The sequence below is a fragment of the Bradyrhizobium sacchari genome (assembly GCF_002068095.1).
GTDB classification, from domain to species: Bacteria; Pseudomonadota; Alphaproteobacteria; order Rhizobiales; family Xanthobacteraceae; genus Bradyrhizobium; species Bradyrhizobium sacchari.
Map to the genome: position 1 here is coordinate 71624 of NZ_LWIG01000032.1, position 18543 is coordinate 90166.

The following is an 18543-nucleotide window of genomic DNA, read 5'->3' on the forward strand; positions in this document are numbered from 1 at the left end:
GGGTCGGGGTGAGGGGGAGTCTCCGCGAGGACGGCGGAAGATGGACTCGCGGAGAGTCCCCCTCACCCGTAATTCAAGCTGCGCTTGAATTAAGGCCTCTCCCCCGCAAGCGGGGAGAGGCGCAGGCGCCTCACACCGCCCCATGCGCCTCGACATAGAGCGCATACACCGAATGGCTGCTGGCCATGTAGAGCCGGTTGTTCTTCGGCCCGCCGAAGCAGAGATTGGCGCAGCGTTCGGGCAGCTTGATGAAGGCGAGCGGCTTGCCTTCGGGGTTGAACACCATCACGCCGTCGAGATCTTCCGACTTGCCCCTGAGCTGAAACACCCTGCGGCCGCCGACGTCGGTGGGCTCGGATTGCAGGGCGCCGTTGGAGCCCCAGCCGCACCAGAGATTGCCGTCGCGGTCGACGCGGAAACCATCGAGCGAGCCCTGGTCGGCGGCGTCGATCAGCTTGGTCTTGCCGCTTAAGGCACCGTCGTCGCCGACATTGTAGCTCCAGATGCTGCGGTTGGGCGTGCCCTTCCACTCGACCACATAGAGCTTCTTCTCGTCCGGCGAGAAGGCAAGGCCGTTGGGATTGACGAGGTCGGTGAGCACGGCGCTGATCTTGCCGTCCTTGGCGATGCGGTAGACATTGGTGGTGGCCTGCTCGGCCTTTTCCTTCTTGCCTTCCCACTCGCCGTTGATGCCGAACAAGGGATCGGTGAACCAGATGCTGTCGTCGGACTTCACCACGATGTCGTTCGGCGCGTTCAGCCGCTTGCCCTCGAACTTGTCGGCGAGCACCGTGATCTTGCCGTCCTTCTCGGTGCGGGTGATGCGGCGCGTCACCGAGTGCTCGCATGTGACGAGGCGGCCCTGGCGGTCGCGCGCATTGCCATTGGCGTAATTGGCATTGGCGCGGAACACGCTGGTCTGGCCGGTCTTCTCGTCGAACTTCATGATCCGGTTGTTGGGAATGTCGGAGAACAGCAGATAGCCGCCCTCGGGGAAATAAGCGGGGCCTTCGGCCCAGCGCATGCCGGTTGCGACCTGCTCGACCGTCGAGGAATAGAGCCGGTATTTTCCAAAGCTCGGGTCGAGGATCTGGACGGCGGGATCCGGATAGCGCTGGTTCGGCGTGAACGCGAACGACTGGGCGCCGGCGGCGCGGGCGAGAAGCGTGGATGCTGCCACGGCGCCAGCGCCGGCCATGAGATTGCGTCGCGTGAAATTCATAAAAGTCCTCCCTGCTCGATAAAAGGCCGGCGCTTGATGCGGCCGGCCTGTTTCTTGATGCGAGTTCGTCTCGGCCTTAGCGGCCGTTCTTCTTCCGCCATTCCGCGAAATCGGTGAGGGTCTGCGGATCGGTGGCGGGATAGAGACCAAAAATGCCGCGGCCCTTGCCGACTTCCTCGGTGACGAAGTCCTCGAACGCGGTCATCTCAAAGGTTTCGTTGGCGATCTCGTCGGCGAGATGCGCGGGGATCACGATGACGCCGTCGGCATCACCGAGGATGACGTCGCCGGGAAACACCGGCGCGTCGCCACAGCCGATCGGAACGTTGATCTCGATCGCCTGGTGCAGCGTCAGATTGGTCGGCGCGCTCGGTCGGTGGTGGTAGGCGGGGATGCCGAGCTTGGCGATCTCGGCGGAATCGCGAAAGCCGCCGTCGGTGACGACGCCGGCAACGCCGCGCTTCATCAGCCGCGTCACCAGGATCGCACCGGCCGAGGCCGCGCGCGCGTCCTTGCGGCTGTCCATCACCAGCACCGCGCCCGCCGGACAATCCTCCACCGCCTTGCGCTGCGGATGGGAACGATCCCTGAAGACGTCGATGGTGTTGAGGTCCTCGCGCGCCGGCATGTAGCGCAGCGTGAAGGCCTCGCCGACCATCGTCGGCTGGTCCGGGTTCAAGGGGCGCACGTCCTGGATCATCTGGATGCGCAGGCCGCGCTTGAACAGCGCGGTGGCGACGGTGGCGGTGGAGACGGATTTGAGCTTGTTGCGGGTGGCTTCGGAAAGTTTGGTCATTTGGTACACTCTCTCTTTCGTCATTCCGGGGCGATGCGTAAGCATCGCACCCGGAATCTCGAGGTTCCGGGTTCGCTTCGCGCCCCGGAACGACGGTGTTAGTAAATCGACGGCTCGCCGATCGGCGCGCCGAAATCGGTCTCCAGGAAGTCGAAGTCGCAGCCATCATTGGCCTGCTTGATGTGTTTAGTGAACATCCAGCCGTAGCCGCGCTCGAAGCGGCGCTCGGGCTGCTTCCAGGCGGCGCGGCGCCTTGCGAGCTCGGCCTCGGGAACATCGAGATTGATGGTGCGTGCGGCCACGTCCAGCGTGATGCGGTCGCCGTTCTGCACCAACGCCAGCGGGCCGCCGATATAGGCCTCCGGCGAGACGTGCAGGATGCAGGCGCCATAGCTGGTGCCGCTCATGCGCGCGTCGGAAATCCGCACCATGTCGCGCACGCCCTGCTTCACGAGCTTTGTCGGGATCGGCAGCATGCCCCATTCCGGCATGCCGGGGCCCCCTTGCGGACCGGCATTGCGCAGGATCAGGATGTGATCCTCGGTGACGTCGAGATTGGGGTCGTCGACGGCCTTCTTCATCGAAGGATAGTCGTCGAACACCAGCGCCGGGCCGGTGTGCCTGAGGAATCGCGGCGCGCAGGCGGAGGGCTTGATGACGCAGCCGTCGGGCGCGAGATTGCCCTTGAGCACGGCGAGCGCGCCTTCCTTGTAGATGGGATTGTCGACCGAGCGGATGACATCGGCATTGTGGACTTCTGCGCCCGCGATGTTCTCGCCAAGGGTCTTGCCGGTGACGGTGATGCAGTCCAGATGCAGGTGCTGCTTGATCTCGCCCATCAGCGCCGGCAGGCCGCCGGCATAGAAGAAGTCCTCCATGAGATAGGCATCGCCGCTCGGCCGGACATTCGCGATCACAGGCACCTTGCGGCTTGCGATCTCGAAATCGTCGAGGCCGATGTCCTGGCCGGCGCGGCGGGCCTGCGCGATCAGATGGATGATCGCGTTGGTCGAGCAGCCCATGGCCATGGCGACGGCAATCGCGTTCTCGAAGGCTTCTCGGGTCTGGATCACCTTGGGCGTCAGATCCTCCCATACCATCTCGACGATGCGGCGGCCACATTCACTGGCCATGCGGATATGGTTCGCGTCCGCGGCGGGAATCGAGGAGGCGCCCGGCAGCGTCATGCCGATCGCCTCCGCAATCGCGGTCATGGTCGAAGCCGTGCCCATGGTCATGCAGGTGCCGTAGCTGCGGGCGATGCCGGCTTCGATGTCGAGCCAGTCCTTGTCGGATATCTTTCCGGCGCGGCGCTCGTCCCAGTACTTCCAGCCGTCGGAGCCGGAGCCGAGCGTCTTGCCCTTCCAGTTGCCGCGCAGCATAGGGCCGGCCGGCAGGTAGATCGCCGGGATGTTCATCGAGGTCGCGCCCAAGAGCAGCGCCGGCGTGGTCTTGTCGCAGCCGCCCATCAGCACCACGCCGTCAACGGGGTGACTGCGCAACAGCTCCTCTGCGTCCATCGCCAGCAAATTGCGATAGAGCATGGTGGTGGGCTTCAGCAGCGATTCCGACAGCGACAGCGCCGGCAATTCCAGCGGCAGGCCGCCGGCCATCAGGATGCCGCGCTTGACGTCGTCGACGCGCGACTTGAAGTGCATGTGGCAGGGCTGCGCATCCGACCAGGTGTTGAGGATCGCGATGATCGGGCGGTCCTTCCACTCCTCGGGCGCGTAGCCCATCTGCATGGTGCGGGAGCGATGGCCGAACGAGCGGAGATCGTCGGGCGCGAACCAGCGCGCGCTGCGGAGCTGATCGGGTGTTTTCTTCTTGGTCATGATTGCGTGCCCCATTTCTGGACGGTATTCCGCTCGATGGCGCGGAAGATCAGGTTCTCGACAAAGAGCCCGATGATGATCACCGTCAAGAGGCCTGCGAAGACCGCAGGTATGTCCAGAAGATTGCGGTTCTCGAAGATGAACCAGCCGAGCCCGCCTTGCCCTGAGGACACGCCGAACACCAACTCGGCCGCGATCAGCGTGCGCCATGCGAAGGCCCAGCCGATCTTGAGGCCGGTGAGGATCGAGCCGAAGGCCGCGGGAATGAGGATCTTGGCCACATAAGGCAGCCCGCGCAGGCCGTAATTGCGCCCGACCATGCGCAGCGTGTTGGACACGCTCTTGAAGCCGGAATGGGTGTTGAGCGCGACCGGCCACAGCACCGAATGGATCAGCACGAAGACGAGGCTGCCATTGCCGAGCCCGAACCAGATCAGCGCCAGCGGCAGCAGCGCGATTGCCGGCAGCGGGTTGAACATCGCCGTCACCGTCTCGAGAAAATCGGTGCCGATCCGGGTCGAGATGGCAAGGATTGTGAAGATCGCAGCCAGCACGATGCCGGCCGAATAGCCCATGAACAGCACTTTCAGCGAAGCCCAGGCCCGCATCGGAATCGTGCCGTCCTTGACGCGGTCGTAGAGCGTGGCGATCGTGTCGTGCAGCGTCGGAAATAGCAGGGGATTGTCGAGCGTGACGCCGTAGGCCTCCCAGACCGCCGCCAGGAACAGGATGATGACGGCCTTGCGGATAAAACCGTCGTTCCAGAGCAACTCGGCAAAGCTCAGCCTGCGCTCGACCTCGCCCGCACCTCCGACTGCCGCGACCGGCGCGTCACGCAGCAATATTCTCGCTTCGCCCATGACCGGCTCCTTCAATGCGCGGTGGCTTCGCCGGCGAACAGGAGATCGTGGATCTCCTTTTCCAGCCGGCCGGCGCTGCCGTCTTCGTTCGAGACCTTGTCGACGTCGATCACCTCGGCCTTGACGCGGCCGGGATGCGGCGACAGCAGCAGGATGCGGTTGCCGATGCGGATCGCCTCCGCGATCGAATGGGTCACGAACAGCACCGTGAATTTGGTCTCGCTCCAGAGCTGGAGCAACTCGTCCTGGCAGGTCCGGCGGGTCAGCGCGTCGAGCGCTGCGAACGGCTCGTCCATCAGCAGAATGTCCGGCTCCATGGCCATGCCGCGCGCGATCGCGACGCGCTGCTTCATGCCGCCGGACAGCGTGTGCGGATAGGCATCGACCACGCGCGTGAGGCCGACCTTCTCGATATAGGCCCGCGCCTTCGCCTCGGCGTCCCTGCGCGACAATTTTCGCGCGGTCAGCAGCGGAAACATCACGTTGGCGAGCACGCTCTTCCAGGGCAGCAGCTGGTCGAACTCCTGGAAGATCATCATGCGATCCGCGCCCGGACCGCGGATTTCGCGATCGCCGATCGTCATTCGGCCCTCGCTCGGCGTCATGTAGCCGCCGACGGCCTTGAGCAAGGTCGACTTGCCGCAGCCGGACGGCCCCAGCAGCACGAAGCGGTCGGACTTGTCGACAGTGAAGGAGACTCTTTCCGTGGCGGTGACGACGGCGCTGGAGGTCTTGTAGCGCAGCGTCACGCCGCTGACGTCGAGCAGTGCCATCAGTTGCCCTTCAGATCATGCGCGACGGGGAGATAATAGTCCGTCCAGGCCTTGGGCTGGTTCTTCAGCGTGCCGGTCTTGAACAGATGGGCAGCGAATTTCATCGTGCCCTGCGGCTCGAGATTCCACTCCATCATGCCGGGCTCCCTGAGCAGATCGAGCAGCTCCTCCGCCGAGGTCTTGTCGCCGGTGATCTCCTTGTAGATCTCGACGGCCTGCCTGGTGTCGCTGCGGATCAGATCCTGCGCCTCCTTGGTGGCGTCGCGCACGGCCTGGATGATCTTCGGATTGGCGTCGGCGAATTTGGTCGTGGTGAAGAACTGCGCCTGGCTGAGCGGGCCGCCCATCACGTCGGGCGAATTCAGCACGACATGCGCGCCCGGCACGTTCTTCAGCTCCAGGAACGTGAACGGCGGGATCGAGAAGTGGGTGTGCACCTCGTGCTTGGGATTGGCGAGCGCCGCATAGGCGTCGGGATGGCCGAGCTGCACGGTGTTGGCGTCGAGCTTCGACCATTGATCGGCGCCGAAGGCTTCGGCGGCCGCGATCTGGAGCACGATCGCTTGCGTGGAAACCTTCACGGTCGGCACCGCGATCTTGTCGCTGGGGCCGAAATCCTTGATCGACTTGATGTTGGCGTCGCGGCTGATCAGCGTCATCGGCTGCGCCGAGGTCGCGACGATGCCCTTCACGCCGCCGCGGGTGCGGTCCCACAGCAGCAGCAGATTGCCGGTGCCGGTGTTGAGGATGTCGACGCCACCCGCGAGCAGCGCATCGGTCTGCGCGCCGCCGCCGGAGAAGGTGATCCATTTGGTGGTGACGCCGGCAACGCCGAGAGCCGCCGCGTGCTTCTCGATCAGCTTCAGCTTCTCCAGGATGTGGCTCGGCATGTAGAAAATACCGGGCTGGCGCGACAGCGCGATCTCGGTTTTCTGCTGCGCATGCGCCGCGGGCGCGAAAAGTGCGGCGGCGATCACGGCAGCGGCCGCAAGCCTGCTGCGAAGATGCTGGATCATTGTTGTGTGTTTCCTCCGGGTGCAGATTGCGCTGCGTTGACCCCTGTGATGCACTAATATATTAGTGCATCAAAGGCAAGCCCGCGGGACCCGACATGGAAGCAGCCCATACCGCCGCGCGCGCGACGTCACGACCCGCCCGGCTCGACCGCGCCCGTCAGGCCGCGCCGCAAGTGTTCGAGCGGCTACGCAATGCGATCATCGCGCTGGAGCTGCCGCCCGGCGCGCCGCTGTCGCGCGCCGAGCTCGCCGCCCAGTTCGGCATCAGCTCGACGCCGGTGCGCGATGCCCTGATGCGACTTGAGGAAGAGGGCCTAGTCGACGTCTTTCCGCAGCATGCGACCGTGGTCAGCCGGATCGACATCGGCCGCGCCCAGCAGGCGCATTTCCTGCGCCAGGCGCTGGAGCTGGAGATCGTCCGGCTGCTCGCGGACATGCATGACCACGCGCTGATCATCCGCCTCGACCATGCCATTGCGCTGCAGCAGCAATTCGCCAAAGCCGGCGAGTTCGAGGCCTTCATGGCCGCCGACAACGACTTCCATGCCCAGCTTTATGCTGCCGCCGGCAAGGAGGAGCTTTGGGCGCTGGTGCGCAGCCGCAGCGGACATATCGACCGGCTGCGCCGGCTGCATCTGCCCTCACCCGGCAAGGCCCAGAACATCGTGCGCCACCATAAGCTGATCACGCGCGCGATCGAAGCCGCAGATGCCGATGCCGCACAACAGCATCTGCGCAAGCATCTGTCGGGCACGCTGAGCGAACTCGACAAGATCCGGAGCCACCACCCGGAATATCTGACGGATTGAATCAGGCTGCGTCGCGGCCGCTGCGCAGCTTGACGAAGAAAGCCTGAACCTCGGCGGCGAGGCGTTCGGCCGCCCCTGATACATGGTTCGCGGCCCCCATGACGTCGTCGGCCGAGCGGTTGGTTTCCGCGATGGCGCCGGAGACGGTCCCGATGCTGCTTGCCAGTGTCTGTGTTCCCGACGCCGCCATCTGGACGTTCTGCGAGATCTCCCGCGTCGCCGCGCCCTGCTGCTCCACGGCGCTGGCAATCGCCGCCGTCACCTCGTCGATCCGGCGCATCGCGGTTGCGACCTCCTTCACCGAGGCGACCGCGCTGCCGGTCGCGTTCTGGATCGCGGCAATGTGCTGGACGATGTCCTGCGTCGCATTGCGGGTCTGGTCGGCCAGCGCCTTGACCTCGGACGCCACTACGGCAAAGCCGCGCCCGGCCTCGCCGGCGCGCGCGGCCTCGATGGTGGCGTTGAGCGCCAGGAGGTTGGTCTGGGCCGCGATCGCCTGGATCAGATCGACCACCGAGCTGATGCTCTGCGCGGCGTGCGCGAGACCCTCGATCTCGCTCTCCGAGCGCGCGGTCACCTCGCCCGCCGACCGCACGGTCGTGTTGGACAGTTCGATCTGCCGGCCGATCTCGACGATGGAGCTCGCGAGCTGCTCGGCCGCCGATGCGACGGTCTGGACGTTGACCGCAGTCTGTTCGGAGGCCGTCGCTGCGGACGCGGCCTGGCTCGTCGCATGGTTGGCGATGCCGCCGAGGCTCTCAGCGGTCTGCCGCATGGTGCCCGCATTCTCGCCGACCAGCGCGAGCAGGTCGCGCGAGGTGACGCGAAATTCCTCTACCGCGTCTTCCATGTTCAGGTTGGCCGCTTCGCGCGCCTCCGCCTCGCGCGCGAGAGACGCCGCCGCCTCCTGCTGCGCGATCACATTGTCGCGGAATTTGGCCACCGCCTGCGAGACCACCCCGATCTCGTCACCACGCTCGGCCGTCCTGAATTCGACGCTGGTGTCGCCGCCGGACAGGCGCGCAGAATCGCCCACCAGCTCGACGATCGGACGGGTGATGGAGCGCGCAACCAGGATCGCGATCACCGTTCCGAGCGCGAGCCCCGCGGCGAGCAGGATCCATTGCAGCAGCAGCAACCTCTCGACCGCATCGGCCACGCTGCGGGCGTCGTCGGCGAGCCTCGACTGCTGGTCGCTCTTCAGACCGCCCGAGCGCCTGCCTTCGGCGTCCTTGCGGCCGTCGAGCAGGTCGAGGATTCGGGCCGCGCGCGGCGCCGCCTCGGTGGACAGGATGAAGACCGGCGCGTTCCATTGCGGCGTCTGGCGGATCGCGAAGATCTTCTGCGGCAGCGGCGTGAAGGCTTCGTTTGCCTTGACGATGGCGCGGTAGGCCGTCGTTTGCTTTACAGTGAGCAGATCCGCCTGGGTCCCGACGGAGGTGAGCGCGGCCCTGAAGGTCGCGAGCGGCTTTTCGAACTTGTCGCGGTCGGCGGCCTCTCCCGAGGCCACGTAGAGGCGCAATTGCGATCCGGCCGCGGCAAGGTTGCCGCGCACATCGGCAAAGGTCTTGAGCAGGCGCTTGCGCTGCGGCGTCGCCTCCAGTGCCTCCTCTTCGTCGATCATCGCGGTGATTTCGGCGAACATGGTCGCGATCAGCGGCGCGGCCTCCTTCGCGAGCAGCTCGGTCGCCGGATAGGCCGACGGCGTGAAGGCGGCGAGCTCGGCCCTGTCCTGGGCCTGGCGGAATTCCGCCATCAGCGCCCTGGCCTCGCTCCAGTTGGTCTTGTTCTGCGGATTGGAAAAGTCCTCCGCCATGCGGTCGACCGCGGCGGCGGTGCGATCCAGCTCAGCCCAGACTGCGGCGCGGTCGCGTTTGCCCTGCGCATCACCCGTCAGCAGATAGCCGCGCAGCGTCGAAAGCGTGGAATAGAGATTGCCGACGAGCTCCGTGCTCGCGATCGCGACCGGCGCCCGCTGGTCCACGACCGTCTTGATGCGCGACGAGATCTGCGAGATTGCCACAACGGTGTAGATCACGGTCGCGGCGAGCAGAACGCAGATCAGCGCAAAGCCGCCGAGCAGCCGGGTCCGAATTCCGGTGTTCGCGATCGATCTGAACATGAGGGGTCTCGTGCTGATGGCCGGGTTGGCGGCCGGATTCGCCGGATGTCAGGAGCGGAAATGAATGCGCGAATACGGGTACGGGAACTATCGGTGGTTGTAGTTTGGGACCTTTAATCCATCGTGAAGGCGTGGACCCCGCACAACTACGGCGAGAGAAATATCCTCCGTTGCTGCAATGGGTTACGACATTCGAAACCAGATCTCGACTTCATATGCACGCAAGAGTGCGTATGCGGATCATGCTCGGGGAACCGGCTTCCGGCGCGTCAGGAAAGGCAATCGCAGCGAGCGCGAGGCGCTTGCGGGGCGGACAGAATCCGCGCAACAATTTCGCATTTGTTGCTTTGATTTGAGGTCGCTGGAACGTCCCATCCGACCCGGAGGATTTCAGACGTGGCCAACATCCTGATCGTGGATGACGACCCGGCCGTGCAGATCACGATCCGGCTGCTTCTGGAGAGAGCCGGCCATCACGTCACCGTCGCCGGCGATGGCCGCAAGGGACTCGCGCTGTTCGAGGCCAGCCCATTCGACCTGCTGTTTCTCGACATTTTCATGCCCGGCATGGACGGGCTGGAGACAATGCGCCACATCCGGGCGCTGGCCCCGGCCACTCCGATCATCGTCATTTCCGGGCGCTCGATCACGCCGGATGCCTATGCGGAGCCCGATTTTCTGAAGATGGCAACCAAGCTCGGCGCGGTGGCGAGCCTTCAGAAGCCGTTCCGGCCCGATGCGCTGCTCGCAGCGGTCGAGGGCTGCCTGAAGGTGAGCGTGCCGGAAGAATCCGATGTCAACTCCGGCCGCCGATGACGAGACCCTCCTCTCTGCACCGGAGCGGAGCAGGCACAGCCTTCCGGCAAATCCGGCGAACATCCGCATGACGCTCGCAACGCGCCTCGCCATCGCGATGATCCTCCTGGTGGCGGTGACCGTGGCTGCCGTCGGCTGGCTGGGCTATCGCAACACCACACAAGCGGTGATTCCCCGGGTCCTCGAGCGGGTCGAGGCCCAGTCACGCCTGCTGGCAACCAATCTCGAATCCTACGTTGCCGGCGCGCGCGGCGATTTGACCGGCTATCGCTCCGCCGCAGCCATCAACGGCCTGATCCGCGCTCACCTCGGTGGAGGCATTGACGCTTCCGACGGCGTTTCAGAGCAGACCTGGCGTGAGCGCATCGCGGCGCGGCTCGTCGCCGAGATCGAGGCCAAGCCCAGCTATGCGCAATTTCGCATCATCGGTCTCGACGATAACCAGCGCGAGCTGGTCCGCGTCGATCGCTCCGGCCCGAATGGAACGGTACGGATCGTCCCCGACAGCGAACTGGAGCGCAAGAGCGAGCGAACCTATTTTCAGGAAACGATACGGCTGGCACCCGGCGAGATTTATGTCTCGCCCATCGATCTCGCCACCCGCCAGGGCGGCACGACGGGCCTCCACATTCCGACACTTCGCGTCGCGATGCCCCTGTTCACGCCGGACGGCAAGCCGTTCGGGATCGTCATCGCCAATATCGACATGCGTCCGGCGCTCGACCGCGTCCGCTCGACCACGAGTTCGGGAGGAGAGATATACGTCGTGAATTCGCGCGGCGACTATCTCGTCCATCCCGACCGCTCGCAGGAATACGGCTCGTTGCGCGGCCATCCCACCGATTGGCGCAAAGACTTTCCGTTCTTCGCAGCGCTGGCTGGCACGCCGGACGTAGCCACGCGGCTCGGAACCGACGGGTCAGGCCGTCCGAGCGGCGCGGCGATCGCGCCGGCGCTGCTCGCGGGCAAGGAATGGGTCGCCATCATCGTGACCATTCCCCCGTCCGTGTTCGGTCGCGTGCCGGCCGCCATTCAGAAGACGTCCCTTCTCGTCGGCGTCCTTGCCGTGCTCGCCGCAGCCGCGCTCGCGGTGCTGCTGGCGCGCTCATTGACCCGTCCGATCGGGCGCCTGACCGCGGCGGTGGAGGCAATCGGCAGCGGACGGCCCGCGGACATCCCCGTCGATGCGAGCGGGGAGACCGGCGTGCTGGCGCGGGCTTTTGCCCGGATGGTCGAGGAGACGCAGGCGAAGACAGCCGCGCTCGAACGCGAGATCCGGGAGCATCGCCGCACCGAGGCGGCACGAAGCCATCATGCGGCGCGCGAGCAATTGTTCAGCGCGGCCGTCGAATCATCCGACGATGCGATCGTCATGCAATCGCTCGATGCCGTCATCACGGGCTGGAATCCCGCCGCCGAACGTCTCTATGGTTATGCGGCGACCGAGGCGATCGGGCAATCCACTGCGATCATCGTGCCGCCCGACCGCCGCGAGCAGGGCAAGGACTATCTGCGACGGATCGCCCGGGGCGAGCCGATCGAACGCTTCGAGACGATACGCCTGCGCAAGGACGGCACAGCGGTCGAAATCTCGCTCAGCCTCTCGCCGATCAGGGGGCCCTCGGGCGAAATCGTCGGCGCCTCCGGAGCCGCGCGCAGCCTCACCGAGGCGCGACGGGCCGAGCGGGCGCTGCAACAGCAGCTCGAGGAGCGGCGGCAGCTTTTCGACGCCTCGCAGGACCTGATCATGATTATGGACTCGCGGGGCCATGTCGTGCAGATCAGCCCGAGCAGCGAGGCCATTCTCGGCTACCGGCCCGACGAGATGATCGGCCGCAGCGGGACGGACTTCATCCATCCCTCGCATCTCGGGCGATCCCGCGAGGAAATGCGCGCGCTCAGGCGCGGCGAGCACCCGAAGCTTGCCGACACCCGTTGCATTCACAAGGATGGGCGTGAGGTCTGGCTGTCCTGGCTCGGCAACTGGTCCGAGAAGGCCGAACGCTTCTTCTTCGTCGGGCGCGACATGACCGAGGCGAGACTCGCGGAGGAATCCCTGCGCGAGAGCGAGCAGCTCGCGCGCAACATCGTCGAGACCGCGCTCGACGCCTTCGTCCAGACCGACGAGCGCGGCATCATCCTGAACTGGAGCTCGCGGGCCGAAGAGCTGTTCGGCTGGCGCCGCGACGAAGCGCTGGGCCGGAGCTCGATCGATCTCATCGTCGCTCCCGGCGAGCGCGAGAGGGTCAGGGACGGCCTCGGGCGCTTCCTCGATTCCAGGGGCGGCCAGATGCTCAACCGCCGCCGCGAACTGATGTGCTGCCGCCGCGACGGCAAGGAATTCAGAGCCGAGCTGAGCGTCGCGGCACTGAAGCGTCGCGAGGGCACCCTGTTCAACGTCTTCTACCGCGACCTCACCGACAAGATCGCGGCCGAGGAGCGCATCCGCCACGCCCAGAAGATGGAGGCGGTCGGCCAGCTCACCGGCGGCGTGGCGCACGACTTCAACAACATCCTCACCGTGATCACCGGGACGATCGAAATCCTCGGCGAAGCGGTGGCCAAGGAACCCGAGCTCGCGGCGATCACCAAGATGATCGACGAGGCGGCCGGACGCGGTGCCGAGCTGACCCAGCACCTGCTTGCGTTTGCGCGCAAGCAGCCGCTCCAGCCGCGCGAGATCGACATCAACTCGCTGATGGTCGACACCGCAAAGCTGCTGCGGCCGACGCTGGGCGAGCAGATCCAGATCGAATCGGTGTTCGAGGACGAGAGCTGTGTCGCGATGGTCGATCCCAGCCAGCTCACCACGGCGATCCTCAACCTCGCGCTCAATGCCCGCGATGCCATGCCCGGCGGCGGCAAGCTGATCTTGGAGACGGGCGCCGCCTATCTGGACGAGGTCTATGCCAGCGTCAACGACGTCCGGCCAGGACACTACGTGCTGATCGCCGTGAGCGACACCGGCACCGGCATTCCATCCAACATGCTGGCGCGGGTGTTCGACCCCTTCTTCACCTCGAAGGGACCGGGCAAGGGCACCGGACTCGGGCTTTCCATGGTCTACGGATTCATCAAGCAGTCCGCAGGCCACATCAAGATCTACAGCGAGGAGGGCCACGGCACCACGATCAAGATGTATCTGCCGCCCGGCAAGACCGCGACGCCGGTCGGCGACGGCGTGACGCCCGCGACAATCGAGGGCGGACAGGAGACGATTCTCGTGGTCGAGGACGATCGGCTGGTGCGGGACTACGTGCTGGCGCAGCTGCATTCGCTGGGCTACGTCACCCTGCAGGCCGCGAACGCCGCGGAGGCGCTCGCGATCGTCGCCGCCGGAAATTCGTTCGACCTGTTGTTCACCGACGTCATCATGCCCGGCAAGATGAACGGACGACAGCTCGCCGACGAGCTGATGAAGACGCGCCCCGATCTCAGGGTGGTCTACACGTCAGGCTATACCGAGAACGCGATCATCCATCATGGCCGGCTGGATTCCGGCGTTCTGCTGCTGGCAAAGCCCTATCGCAAGTCGGATCTGGCGCGGATCATCCGCAAGGCGCTGAACGGGTGAGGCCCCGCTCCCGTGTCCCGGACGCACTGCAGTGCGCAAGCGCTGCTGTGCAGAGCCGGGACCCGGAGCCGTCAGCCGTGGAGTTGGAGAGATGGGCCTCGGCTCAGCGGCGCATCATTTCATGATGCACCGCGTCCGGGGCACGCGACCATTTTACGACGCCCGCTGGGCCGCGGTCATCACGATCCGGATCAGGTCGGCGGCATTGCGCGCGCCGAGCTTCTTCATGATGTTGGCGCGGTGGTCCTCGATGGTGCGCGGGCTGATGCCGAGGGTGCGGCCGGCTTCCTTGTTGGACGCACCGGAGGCGAACTGCTCGAGCACCTCGCGCTCCCTGCGCGTCAATGGCTCGCGTCCGGGGAAATGCAGCGAGCCGAATTTCGGCGACGCGCTCTCCGCCTGCCGGCGTGCATAGGCGCCGATTGCCTCGTCGAGCCGGCCGACGATCTCGCTGCCACGGAACGGCTTCTCGATGAAGTCGAGCGCTCCGTTCTTGATCGCGCTCACCGCCATCGCGATGTCGCCCTGCCCTGAGATCATGAAGATCGGCGCCGGATAATCCTCGCCGTGCAGCTCCCTCAGAATGTCGAGACCCGACTTTCCGGGAATGTGCACGTCGAGCAGGATCGCAGCCGGTGTGCGATTTCGCGCGACGGAGAGCAGCGCTGCGCCGTCGGCAAAACAGATCACCTCATAGCCCGCCGCCTTGAGCACCATCGACAAGGTGTCGCGAACGGCAGGGTCGTCGTCGACCACGAAGATTTCACCGCGAGAGCTTTGTTCGGCCATGTGCCACATCCAGTTGGCATGAAGGACTCGCGTCCGCGCCTCCCGTTATGGCGTTCGGCGCGGATTCGGCCCACCCGTATTTGTACGGGACATGGACTTAACGCACAAGTAGCGGCAGGGTGCCTTATTGCGGGAGACGGAGAATATCCATGCTAAATTACGCAGGCATCCCCCCGCTCACCGCAATGGCTGACACAGACAGCCGTCAGTTGATCGCGGCCGAACTTCGCTCTCTGATCGCGCGCATCGACCTCAGCATGCGTCTGATCGACGCGGCCATGACCTCGCACGATGTAGAGCCGGAGGACGACGGCCCTACCGCGGGTTCCCTGGAGATTTTCGTGCTCGACGACGTCACGCCCCGTTTTGCCACGGCAAGCGCTGCCCTCAACGCCTGCCGGATGGAGCTCGACCACGCCCTGCAGCAGTTGTCGGAGTCGGACAGTCCCGTATAGGCCGCAATCGCGCACTGTCTGCCCGACGCAACCATGGCGGCTCGCAGCCTCAAGCGCGATGAGATTGGAACGAATCCTCATCGCGCTTCAGAACATTGGTTGAGCGTGATCTTTCCCGAAAACCGCCGCGCCCTTTGCGCTGACGCGGCCCTTCGGGACCGGATCATGCTCTAGGTGCGGTGCCGCTCCACGATCGCGTCGCTGGCGACACCACCCCAGGTGTGGATCGCCGGCAGTCCCATCGCGGTCTTGCCCAGATTGGCGAGGCTGATGCGCAGGGCCGCCAGATCGAGCGGCTTCGGCAGGCTTTGGAGCTCGATTCCGACCGAACGGGCAAAGCTGCGGGCGGCGCTGCGGCGCTTGCCGTCCATGCCGCTGATGACGATCACCGCGCCGGCGAACTTCGCCTCGGCCATCTCGCGCAGCACGTCGATGCCGTCGCCATCCTCCAGCACGAGATCCAGCGTCACGCAGTCGAAGCGCGCGGTGCGGAGCTTCTCGATCGCTTCCGCCACGGACGGCGCCACGGTGACTTCGTGGCCGGCCTGCTTGGCCGCGACCGTGATCAGGCTGCGCTGCGTGGCGTCGTCATCGACCACCAGGAGCTGAAGCGCGCGCCGCTCGGCGACGTCGGGCAGGTTTGACGGGATGGGGGACAGGGAACTTCTGGGCATTGCCGTATTCCTGGGATTGAGACGGGCAATGGATACACGGCGCGCGCTTAGGCCACGTAAAGCCACTGCTGCAAATTCGTCCGGATGTTTCAGCAAATGTAAAGCAACGGGGCGGAAAGCGCGGGGCGCCAACGTGCCGGTCAGGCGGCCGCGTCGTGGCCGCCGGCTGCGCCGCGCTTCTTGCGGTTCTTGCCGCGCAGGAACTGGATGTCCATTTCGGCGCCGTTGACCCGCACCAGCTCGCAGCGGCGATAGGCAAGGCCGGTGGACGACAGCAGCAGGAAGAACTCCTTCAGGTTCAAGCCCTGGATCGAGCCTTCAACCGTCAGGATGGCATCGGTGTCGGAAATGGCGTTGAGCTTGCAATCGCGACGCCAGGTGCCGTCGATGGCCATGATGCAGACATCATAGCCGCGGCTGAACGTGACGCGTTCGGCGCCCTTGCCATCTTCGGCCATGCCTATCGTCCTGCCATGACCGCCATGCGCGGCGCCGCGCCGGCGAGAGCCGGCTTGGCAGCCGCGGCACGCGGATCGTTCGGCTTGTAGAGGCCGCGCCGGTCCGGAATCGGCCTGAATGTGTCGGTCAATCCAACCACGGTTTCCGCCGCGCCGAGCACCAGGAAGCCGTCGGGCTCGATCTGGCGCGCCAGGCGGTTGAAGATGTTGATCTTGGTGTCCTGGTCGAAATAGATCAGCACGTTGCGGCAGAAGATGACGTCGAACGTGCCGAGCTGGGAGAAATCGTGCAGCAGGTTGAGCTGCCGGTGCTGGATCATCGCCCGCAATTCGGGATTGATCTGCCAGGTCTCGCCGGTCTGCTTGAAATACTTCACCAGCATCTGGATCGGCAGGCCGCGCTGCACCTCGAACTGGCTGTAGACGCCGGCCCTGGCCTTCTCCAGCACCTCCTGCGACAGGTCGGTCGCAATGATCTCGACCCGCCAGCCGGTGAGGGACGCGCCCATCTCCTTCAGGCACATCGCCAGCGAATAGGGCTCCTGCCCGGTCGAGCCGGCGGCACACCAGATCCGGACGCTGCGTTTGTTCGCGCGCGCCTTGATGATCTCGGGCATGATATGGTCGCGAAAGTGATCGAATGGGACCTTGTCGCGAAAGAAGAAGGTCTCGTTGGTGGTCATGGCTTCGACCACGTCGGTCATCAGCGTGCGCGAGCCGCCTTGCAGCTTCTGCACGAGCTCGGCGATGCCGGAGAGCCCGGCCTTGCGGGCGAGCGGCAGGAGACGGCTTTCGATCAGATATTGCTTGTCTGCGGACAGGTCGAGACCGGAATTATCTTTCAGAAACTTACGCAGATACTCGTACTCGGTCGGGGTCACGGATGGCCTCTTCGAAGCTGTACTGGGAACACTCTGGCCGGAATATGCGGGCCAGACACACTCAGACCATGGCTTGTCCGACCGGGATCAAGCCAACTTCGGCGAACTTGTCGGCGATGATGTCTTTGTCGAAGGGCTTCATGATGTACTCATTGGCGCCGCCGCTGAGCGCCTGGGCGATATGAGCCACGTTGTTCTCGGTGGTGCAGAACACCACCTTCGGCTGGTCGCCGCCTGGCAGGCGGCGCATATGGCCCATGAACTCGAAGCCATCCATGACGGGCATGTTCCAGTCGAGCAGCACCGCGTCGGGCAGCTGCCGCTGGCAGATCTCGAGCGCTTTCGAGCCGTCCTCGGCCTCGGTGACCTCGAATTCCAGCCCTTCCAGAATCCGGCGCGCGATCTTGCGTACGACGCTGGAATCATCGACCACCAAACACGTTTTCATTTCGGTTCTCCGGCTTCGATGTTTCGTTGGCTTAGGCAGCCATTTGCACTTTGGTTTCGAGCTCGAGGACGCGATCGACGTCGAGCACGACCATGAGCTGGCCCTCGAGGCGGTGGACGCCGCCGGCGAGCTTGGCCATGCGGGGATCGAGGTTGACGGGGTTCTCTTCCATGCCGGCCTCGGGCAGGCGCAGCACCTCGCCGATCTGATCGATCAGGAGGCCATAGGATTCACCGCGCAGATCGACACCGACCGCCATCGGCACCTTGCCGTCCTCGGCCTTGGGCAGGCCGAGGCGGGCGCGCATGTCGACCACGGTGACGATGCGGCCGCGCAGGTTCAGGACGCCCGCGATCTCGCGCGAGGACAAGGGCACGCGGGTGACGCGCTCGGGCATGAACACGTCCTGGACGCGGGAGATCGGCAGGCCGAACAGCTGGCCGCCGATCATCGCGGTGACGTATTCGACCATGGCGCCTTCGGCGGATTGGGTCTTGGTGCTCATGAGCTTATCTCCTGATCCCTGTCCGGCTTACGCCGCCGCCCGGCTCAGCTCGGAGGCGCCGGCGGCGCCCGCGGTCTGCTCCTTCAGCGCCGCGATCAGACCGGGACGGTCGAACTTGGCGACATAGTCGTGGAAGCCGGCCTGCCGGCCGCGCTCGATCGCCGCCGGCGACACCAGCGCCGAGAGGCCGATGATCGGCGTCGCGGCGAGGTTGTTGTCGGAGCGGATGGTCTCGGCGAACTCGAACCCGTTCATGTCCGGCATCTCGATGTCGGTCAGGATCACGTCGAAGCTCTGGGCGCGGAGCGCAGCGAGGCCCTCCTGCGCGGTCGGCGCGGTGCGGACGCGGTAGCCGGCCGCCTTCAGCACCGGTGCCAGCATGTTGCGGAAGAACGCAGAGTCGTCCACCAGCAGCACCGACTGCGAGTGCATCGACGGCTTCATCTCCTTGCGGGTGAACCAGTCGGAGAACGCCATGGGGAGGAAGTGGCCGACGTCGATCACCTCGGT

General features: G+C 65.2%; 18 protein-coding genes. 4 read left to right on the top strand and 14 right to left on the bottom strand.

Features of this window, described 5'->3' with window-relative positions:
- Positions 1–130 precede the first annotated feature (130 nt).
- From A5906_RS27920 to A5906_RS27945, 6 genes are all read right to left on the bottom strand, one after another.
- A complete protein-coding gene (locus A5906_RS27920; RefSeq protein ID WP_080138442.1) occupies positions 131–1222 on the bottom strand; it encodes an SMP-30/gluconolactonase/LRE family protein in 1092 nt (363 codons plus the stop codon).
- 76 nt (positions 1223–1298) lie between these two features.
- Complete coding sequence (locus A5906_RS27925; RefSeq protein WP_080138443.1) at positions 1299–2018, bottom strand: ribonuclease activity regulator RraA; 720 nt, start codon at positions 2016–2018, stop codon at positions 1299–1301.
- A 98-nt stretch (positions 2019–2116) separates the two neighbouring features.
- Positions 2117–3853, bottom strand: coding sequence for an L-arabinonate dehydratase (gene araD, locus A5906_RS27930; RefSeq protein WP_080138444.1), 1737 nt, complete (start codon positions 3851–3853; stop codon positions 2117–2119).
- Positions 3850–4713, bottom strand: coding sequence for an ABC transporter permease (locus A5906_RS27935; RefSeq protein WP_080138461.1), 864 nt, complete (start codon positions 4711–4713; stop codon positions 3850–3852). The genes araD and A5906_RS27935 overlap by 4 nt, the downstream gene beginning before the upstream one ends.
- 11 nt (positions 4714–4724) lie before the next feature.
- A complete protein-coding gene (locus tag A5906_RS27940) occupies positions 4725–5486 on the bottom strand; it encodes an ABC transporter ATP-binding protein (RefSeq protein ID WP_080138445.1) in 762 nt (253 codons plus the stop codon).
- Complete coding sequence (locus tag A5906_RS27945) at positions 5486–6502, bottom strand: ABC transporter substrate-binding protein (RefSeq protein ID WP_080138446.1); 1017 nt, start codon at positions 6500–6502, stop codon at positions 5486–5488. Before A5906_RS27945 ends, A5906_RS27940 begins: the two co-directional genes overlap by 1 nt.
- A 95-nt stretch (positions 6503–6597) precedes the next feature.
- Between A5906_RS27945 and A5906_RS27950 the strand changes: the two genes are divergently transcribed.
- Positions 6598–7311, top strand: a complete 714-nt coding sequence (locus A5906_RS27950; protein WP_080138447.1) for a GntR family transcriptional regulator — start codon at positions 6598–6600, stop codon at positions 7309–7311.
- 1 nt (position 7312) lies between these two features.
- Here A5906_RS27950 and A5906_RS27955 read toward each other — a convergent pair whose 3' ends face one another.
- Complete coding sequence (locus A5906_RS27955; protein WP_080138448.1) at positions 7313–9433, bottom strand: HAMP domain-containing methyl-accepting chemotaxis protein; 2121 nt, start codon at positions 9431–9433, stop codon at positions 7313–7315.
- A 396-nt stretch (positions 9434–9829) separates the two neighbouring features.
- Between A5906_RS27955 and A5906_RS27960 the strand changes: the two genes are divergently transcribed.
- Positions 9830–10249, top strand: a complete 420-nt coding sequence (locus tag A5906_RS27960) for a response regulator (protein WP_080138449.1) — start codon at positions 9830–9832, stop codon at positions 10247–10249.
- Entirely contained in the window at positions 10227–13823 is a 3597-nt protein-coding gene (locus A5906_RS27965; protein WP_080138450.1) for a PAS domain S-box protein, read from the top strand. The genes A5906_RS27960 and A5906_RS27965 overlap by 23 nt, the downstream gene beginning before the upstream one ends.
- Before the next feature lie 153 nt (positions 13824–13976).
- Here A5906_RS27965 and A5906_RS27970 read toward each other — a convergent pair whose 3' ends face one another.
- Positions 13977–14612, bottom strand: a complete 636-nt coding sequence (locus A5906_RS27970; RefSeq protein ID WP_080138462.1) for a response regulator transcription factor — start codon at positions 14610–14612, stop codon at positions 13977–13979.
- Between the two features lie 149 nt (positions 14613–14761).
- Here A5906_RS27970 and A5906_RS27975 point away from each other — a divergent pair, with 149 nt between their 5' ends.
- Positions 14762–15067, top strand: coding sequence for a hypothetical protein (locus tag A5906_RS27975; protein ID WP_080138451.1), 306 nt, complete (start codon positions 14762–14764; stop codon positions 15065–15067).
- Between the two features lie 170 nt (positions 15068–15237).
- On the opposite strand, the gene A5906_RS27980 is transcribed toward A5906_RS27975, so the two are convergent.
- From A5906_RS27980 to A5906_RS28005, 6 genes are all read right to left on the bottom strand, one after another.
- Entirely contained in the window at positions 15238–15741 is a 504-nt protein-coding gene (locus tag A5906_RS27980; RefSeq protein ID WP_080138452.1) for a response regulator, read from the bottom strand.
- 140 nt (positions 15742–15881) lie between these two features.
- A complete protein-coding gene (locus A5906_RS27985; RefSeq protein WP_011083221.1) occupies positions 15882–16199 on the bottom strand; it encodes a hypothetical protein in 318 nt (105 codons plus the stop codon).
- 2 nt (positions 16200–16201) lie between these two features.
- Positions 16202–17080, bottom strand: a complete 879-nt coding sequence (locus A5906_RS27990; RefSeq protein ID WP_080138453.1) for a CheR family methyltransferase — start codon at positions 17078–17080, stop codon at positions 16202–16204.
- 61 nt (positions 17081–17141) lie between these two features.
- A complete protein-coding gene (locus A5906_RS27995; protein WP_018321619.1) occupies positions 17142–17528 on the bottom strand; it encodes a response regulator in 387 nt (128 codons plus the stop codon).
- 31 nt (positions 17529–17559) lie between these two features.
- Positions 17560–18033, bottom strand: coding sequence for a chemotaxis protein CheW (locus A5906_RS28000; RefSeq protein WP_080138454.1), 474 nt, complete (start codon positions 18031–18033; stop codon positions 17560–17562).
- A 27-nt stretch (positions 18034–18060) separates the two neighbouring features.
- Positions 18061–18543 (bottom strand): response regulator (locus tag A5906_RS28005; protein ID WP_136615527.1); only part of this gene is annotated, 483 nt, incomplete at its 5' end.

Coding starts and splice junctions, on each gene's coding strand:
- A5906_RS27995 (WP_018321619.1), bottom strand. CDS start 17,528: ATGAAAACGTGTTTGGTGGTCGATGATTCCAGCGTCGTACGCAAGATC.
- A5906_RS27945 (WP_080138446.1), bottom strand. CDS start 6,502: ATGATCCAGCATCTTCGCAGCAGGCTTGCGGCCGCTGCCGTGATCGCC.
- A5906_RS27970 (WP_080138462.1), bottom strand. CDS start 14,612: ATGGCCGAACAAAGCTCTCGCGGTGAAATCTTCGTGGTCGACGACGAC.
- A5906_RS27975 (WP_080138451.1), top strand. CDS start 14,762: ATGCTAAATTACGCAGGCATCCCCCCGCTCACCGCAATGGCTGACACA.
- A5906_RS27925 (WP_080138443.1), bottom strand. CDS start 2,018: ATGACCAAACTTTCCGAAGCCACCCGCAACAAGCTCAAATCCGTCTCC.
- A5906_RS27920 (WP_080138442.1), bottom strand. CDS start 1,222: ATGAATTTCACGCGACGCAATCTCATGGCCGGCGCTGGCGCCGTGGCA.
- A5906_RS28000 (WP_080138454.1), bottom strand. CDS start 18,033: ATGAGCACCAAGACCCAATCCGCCGAAGGCGCCATGGTCGAATACGTC.
- A5906_RS27965 (WP_080138450.1), top strand. CDS start 10,227: ATGTCAACTCCGGCCGCCGATGACGAGACCCTCCTCTCTGCACCGGAG.
- A5906_RS27955 (WP_080138448.1), bottom strand. CDS start 9,433: ATGTTCAGATCGATCGCGAACACCGGAATTCGGACCCGGCTGCTCGGC.
- A5906_RS27950 (WP_080138447.1), top strand. CDS start 6,598: ATGGAAGCAGCCCATACCGCCGCGCGCGCGACGTCACGACCCGCCCGG.
- A5906_RS27935 (WP_080138461.1), bottom strand. CDS start 4,713: ATGGGCGAAGCGAGAATATTGCTGCGTGACGCGCCGGTCGCGGCAGTC.
- A5906_RS27940 (WP_080138445.1), bottom strand. CDS start 5,486: ATGGCACTGCTCGACGTCAGCGGCGTGACGCTGCGCTACAAGACCTCC.
- A5906_RS27980 (WP_080138452.1), bottom strand. CDS start 15,741: ATGCCCAGAAGTTCCCTGTCCCCCATCCCGTCAAACCTGCCCGACGTC.
- A5906_RS27985 (WP_011083221.1), bottom strand. CDS start 16,199: ATGGCCGAAGATGGCAAGGGCGCCGAACGCGTCACGTTCAGCCGCGGC.
- araD (WP_080138444.1), bottom strand. CDS start 3,853: ATGACCAAGAAGAAAACACCCGATCAGCTCCGCAGCGCGCGCTGGTTC.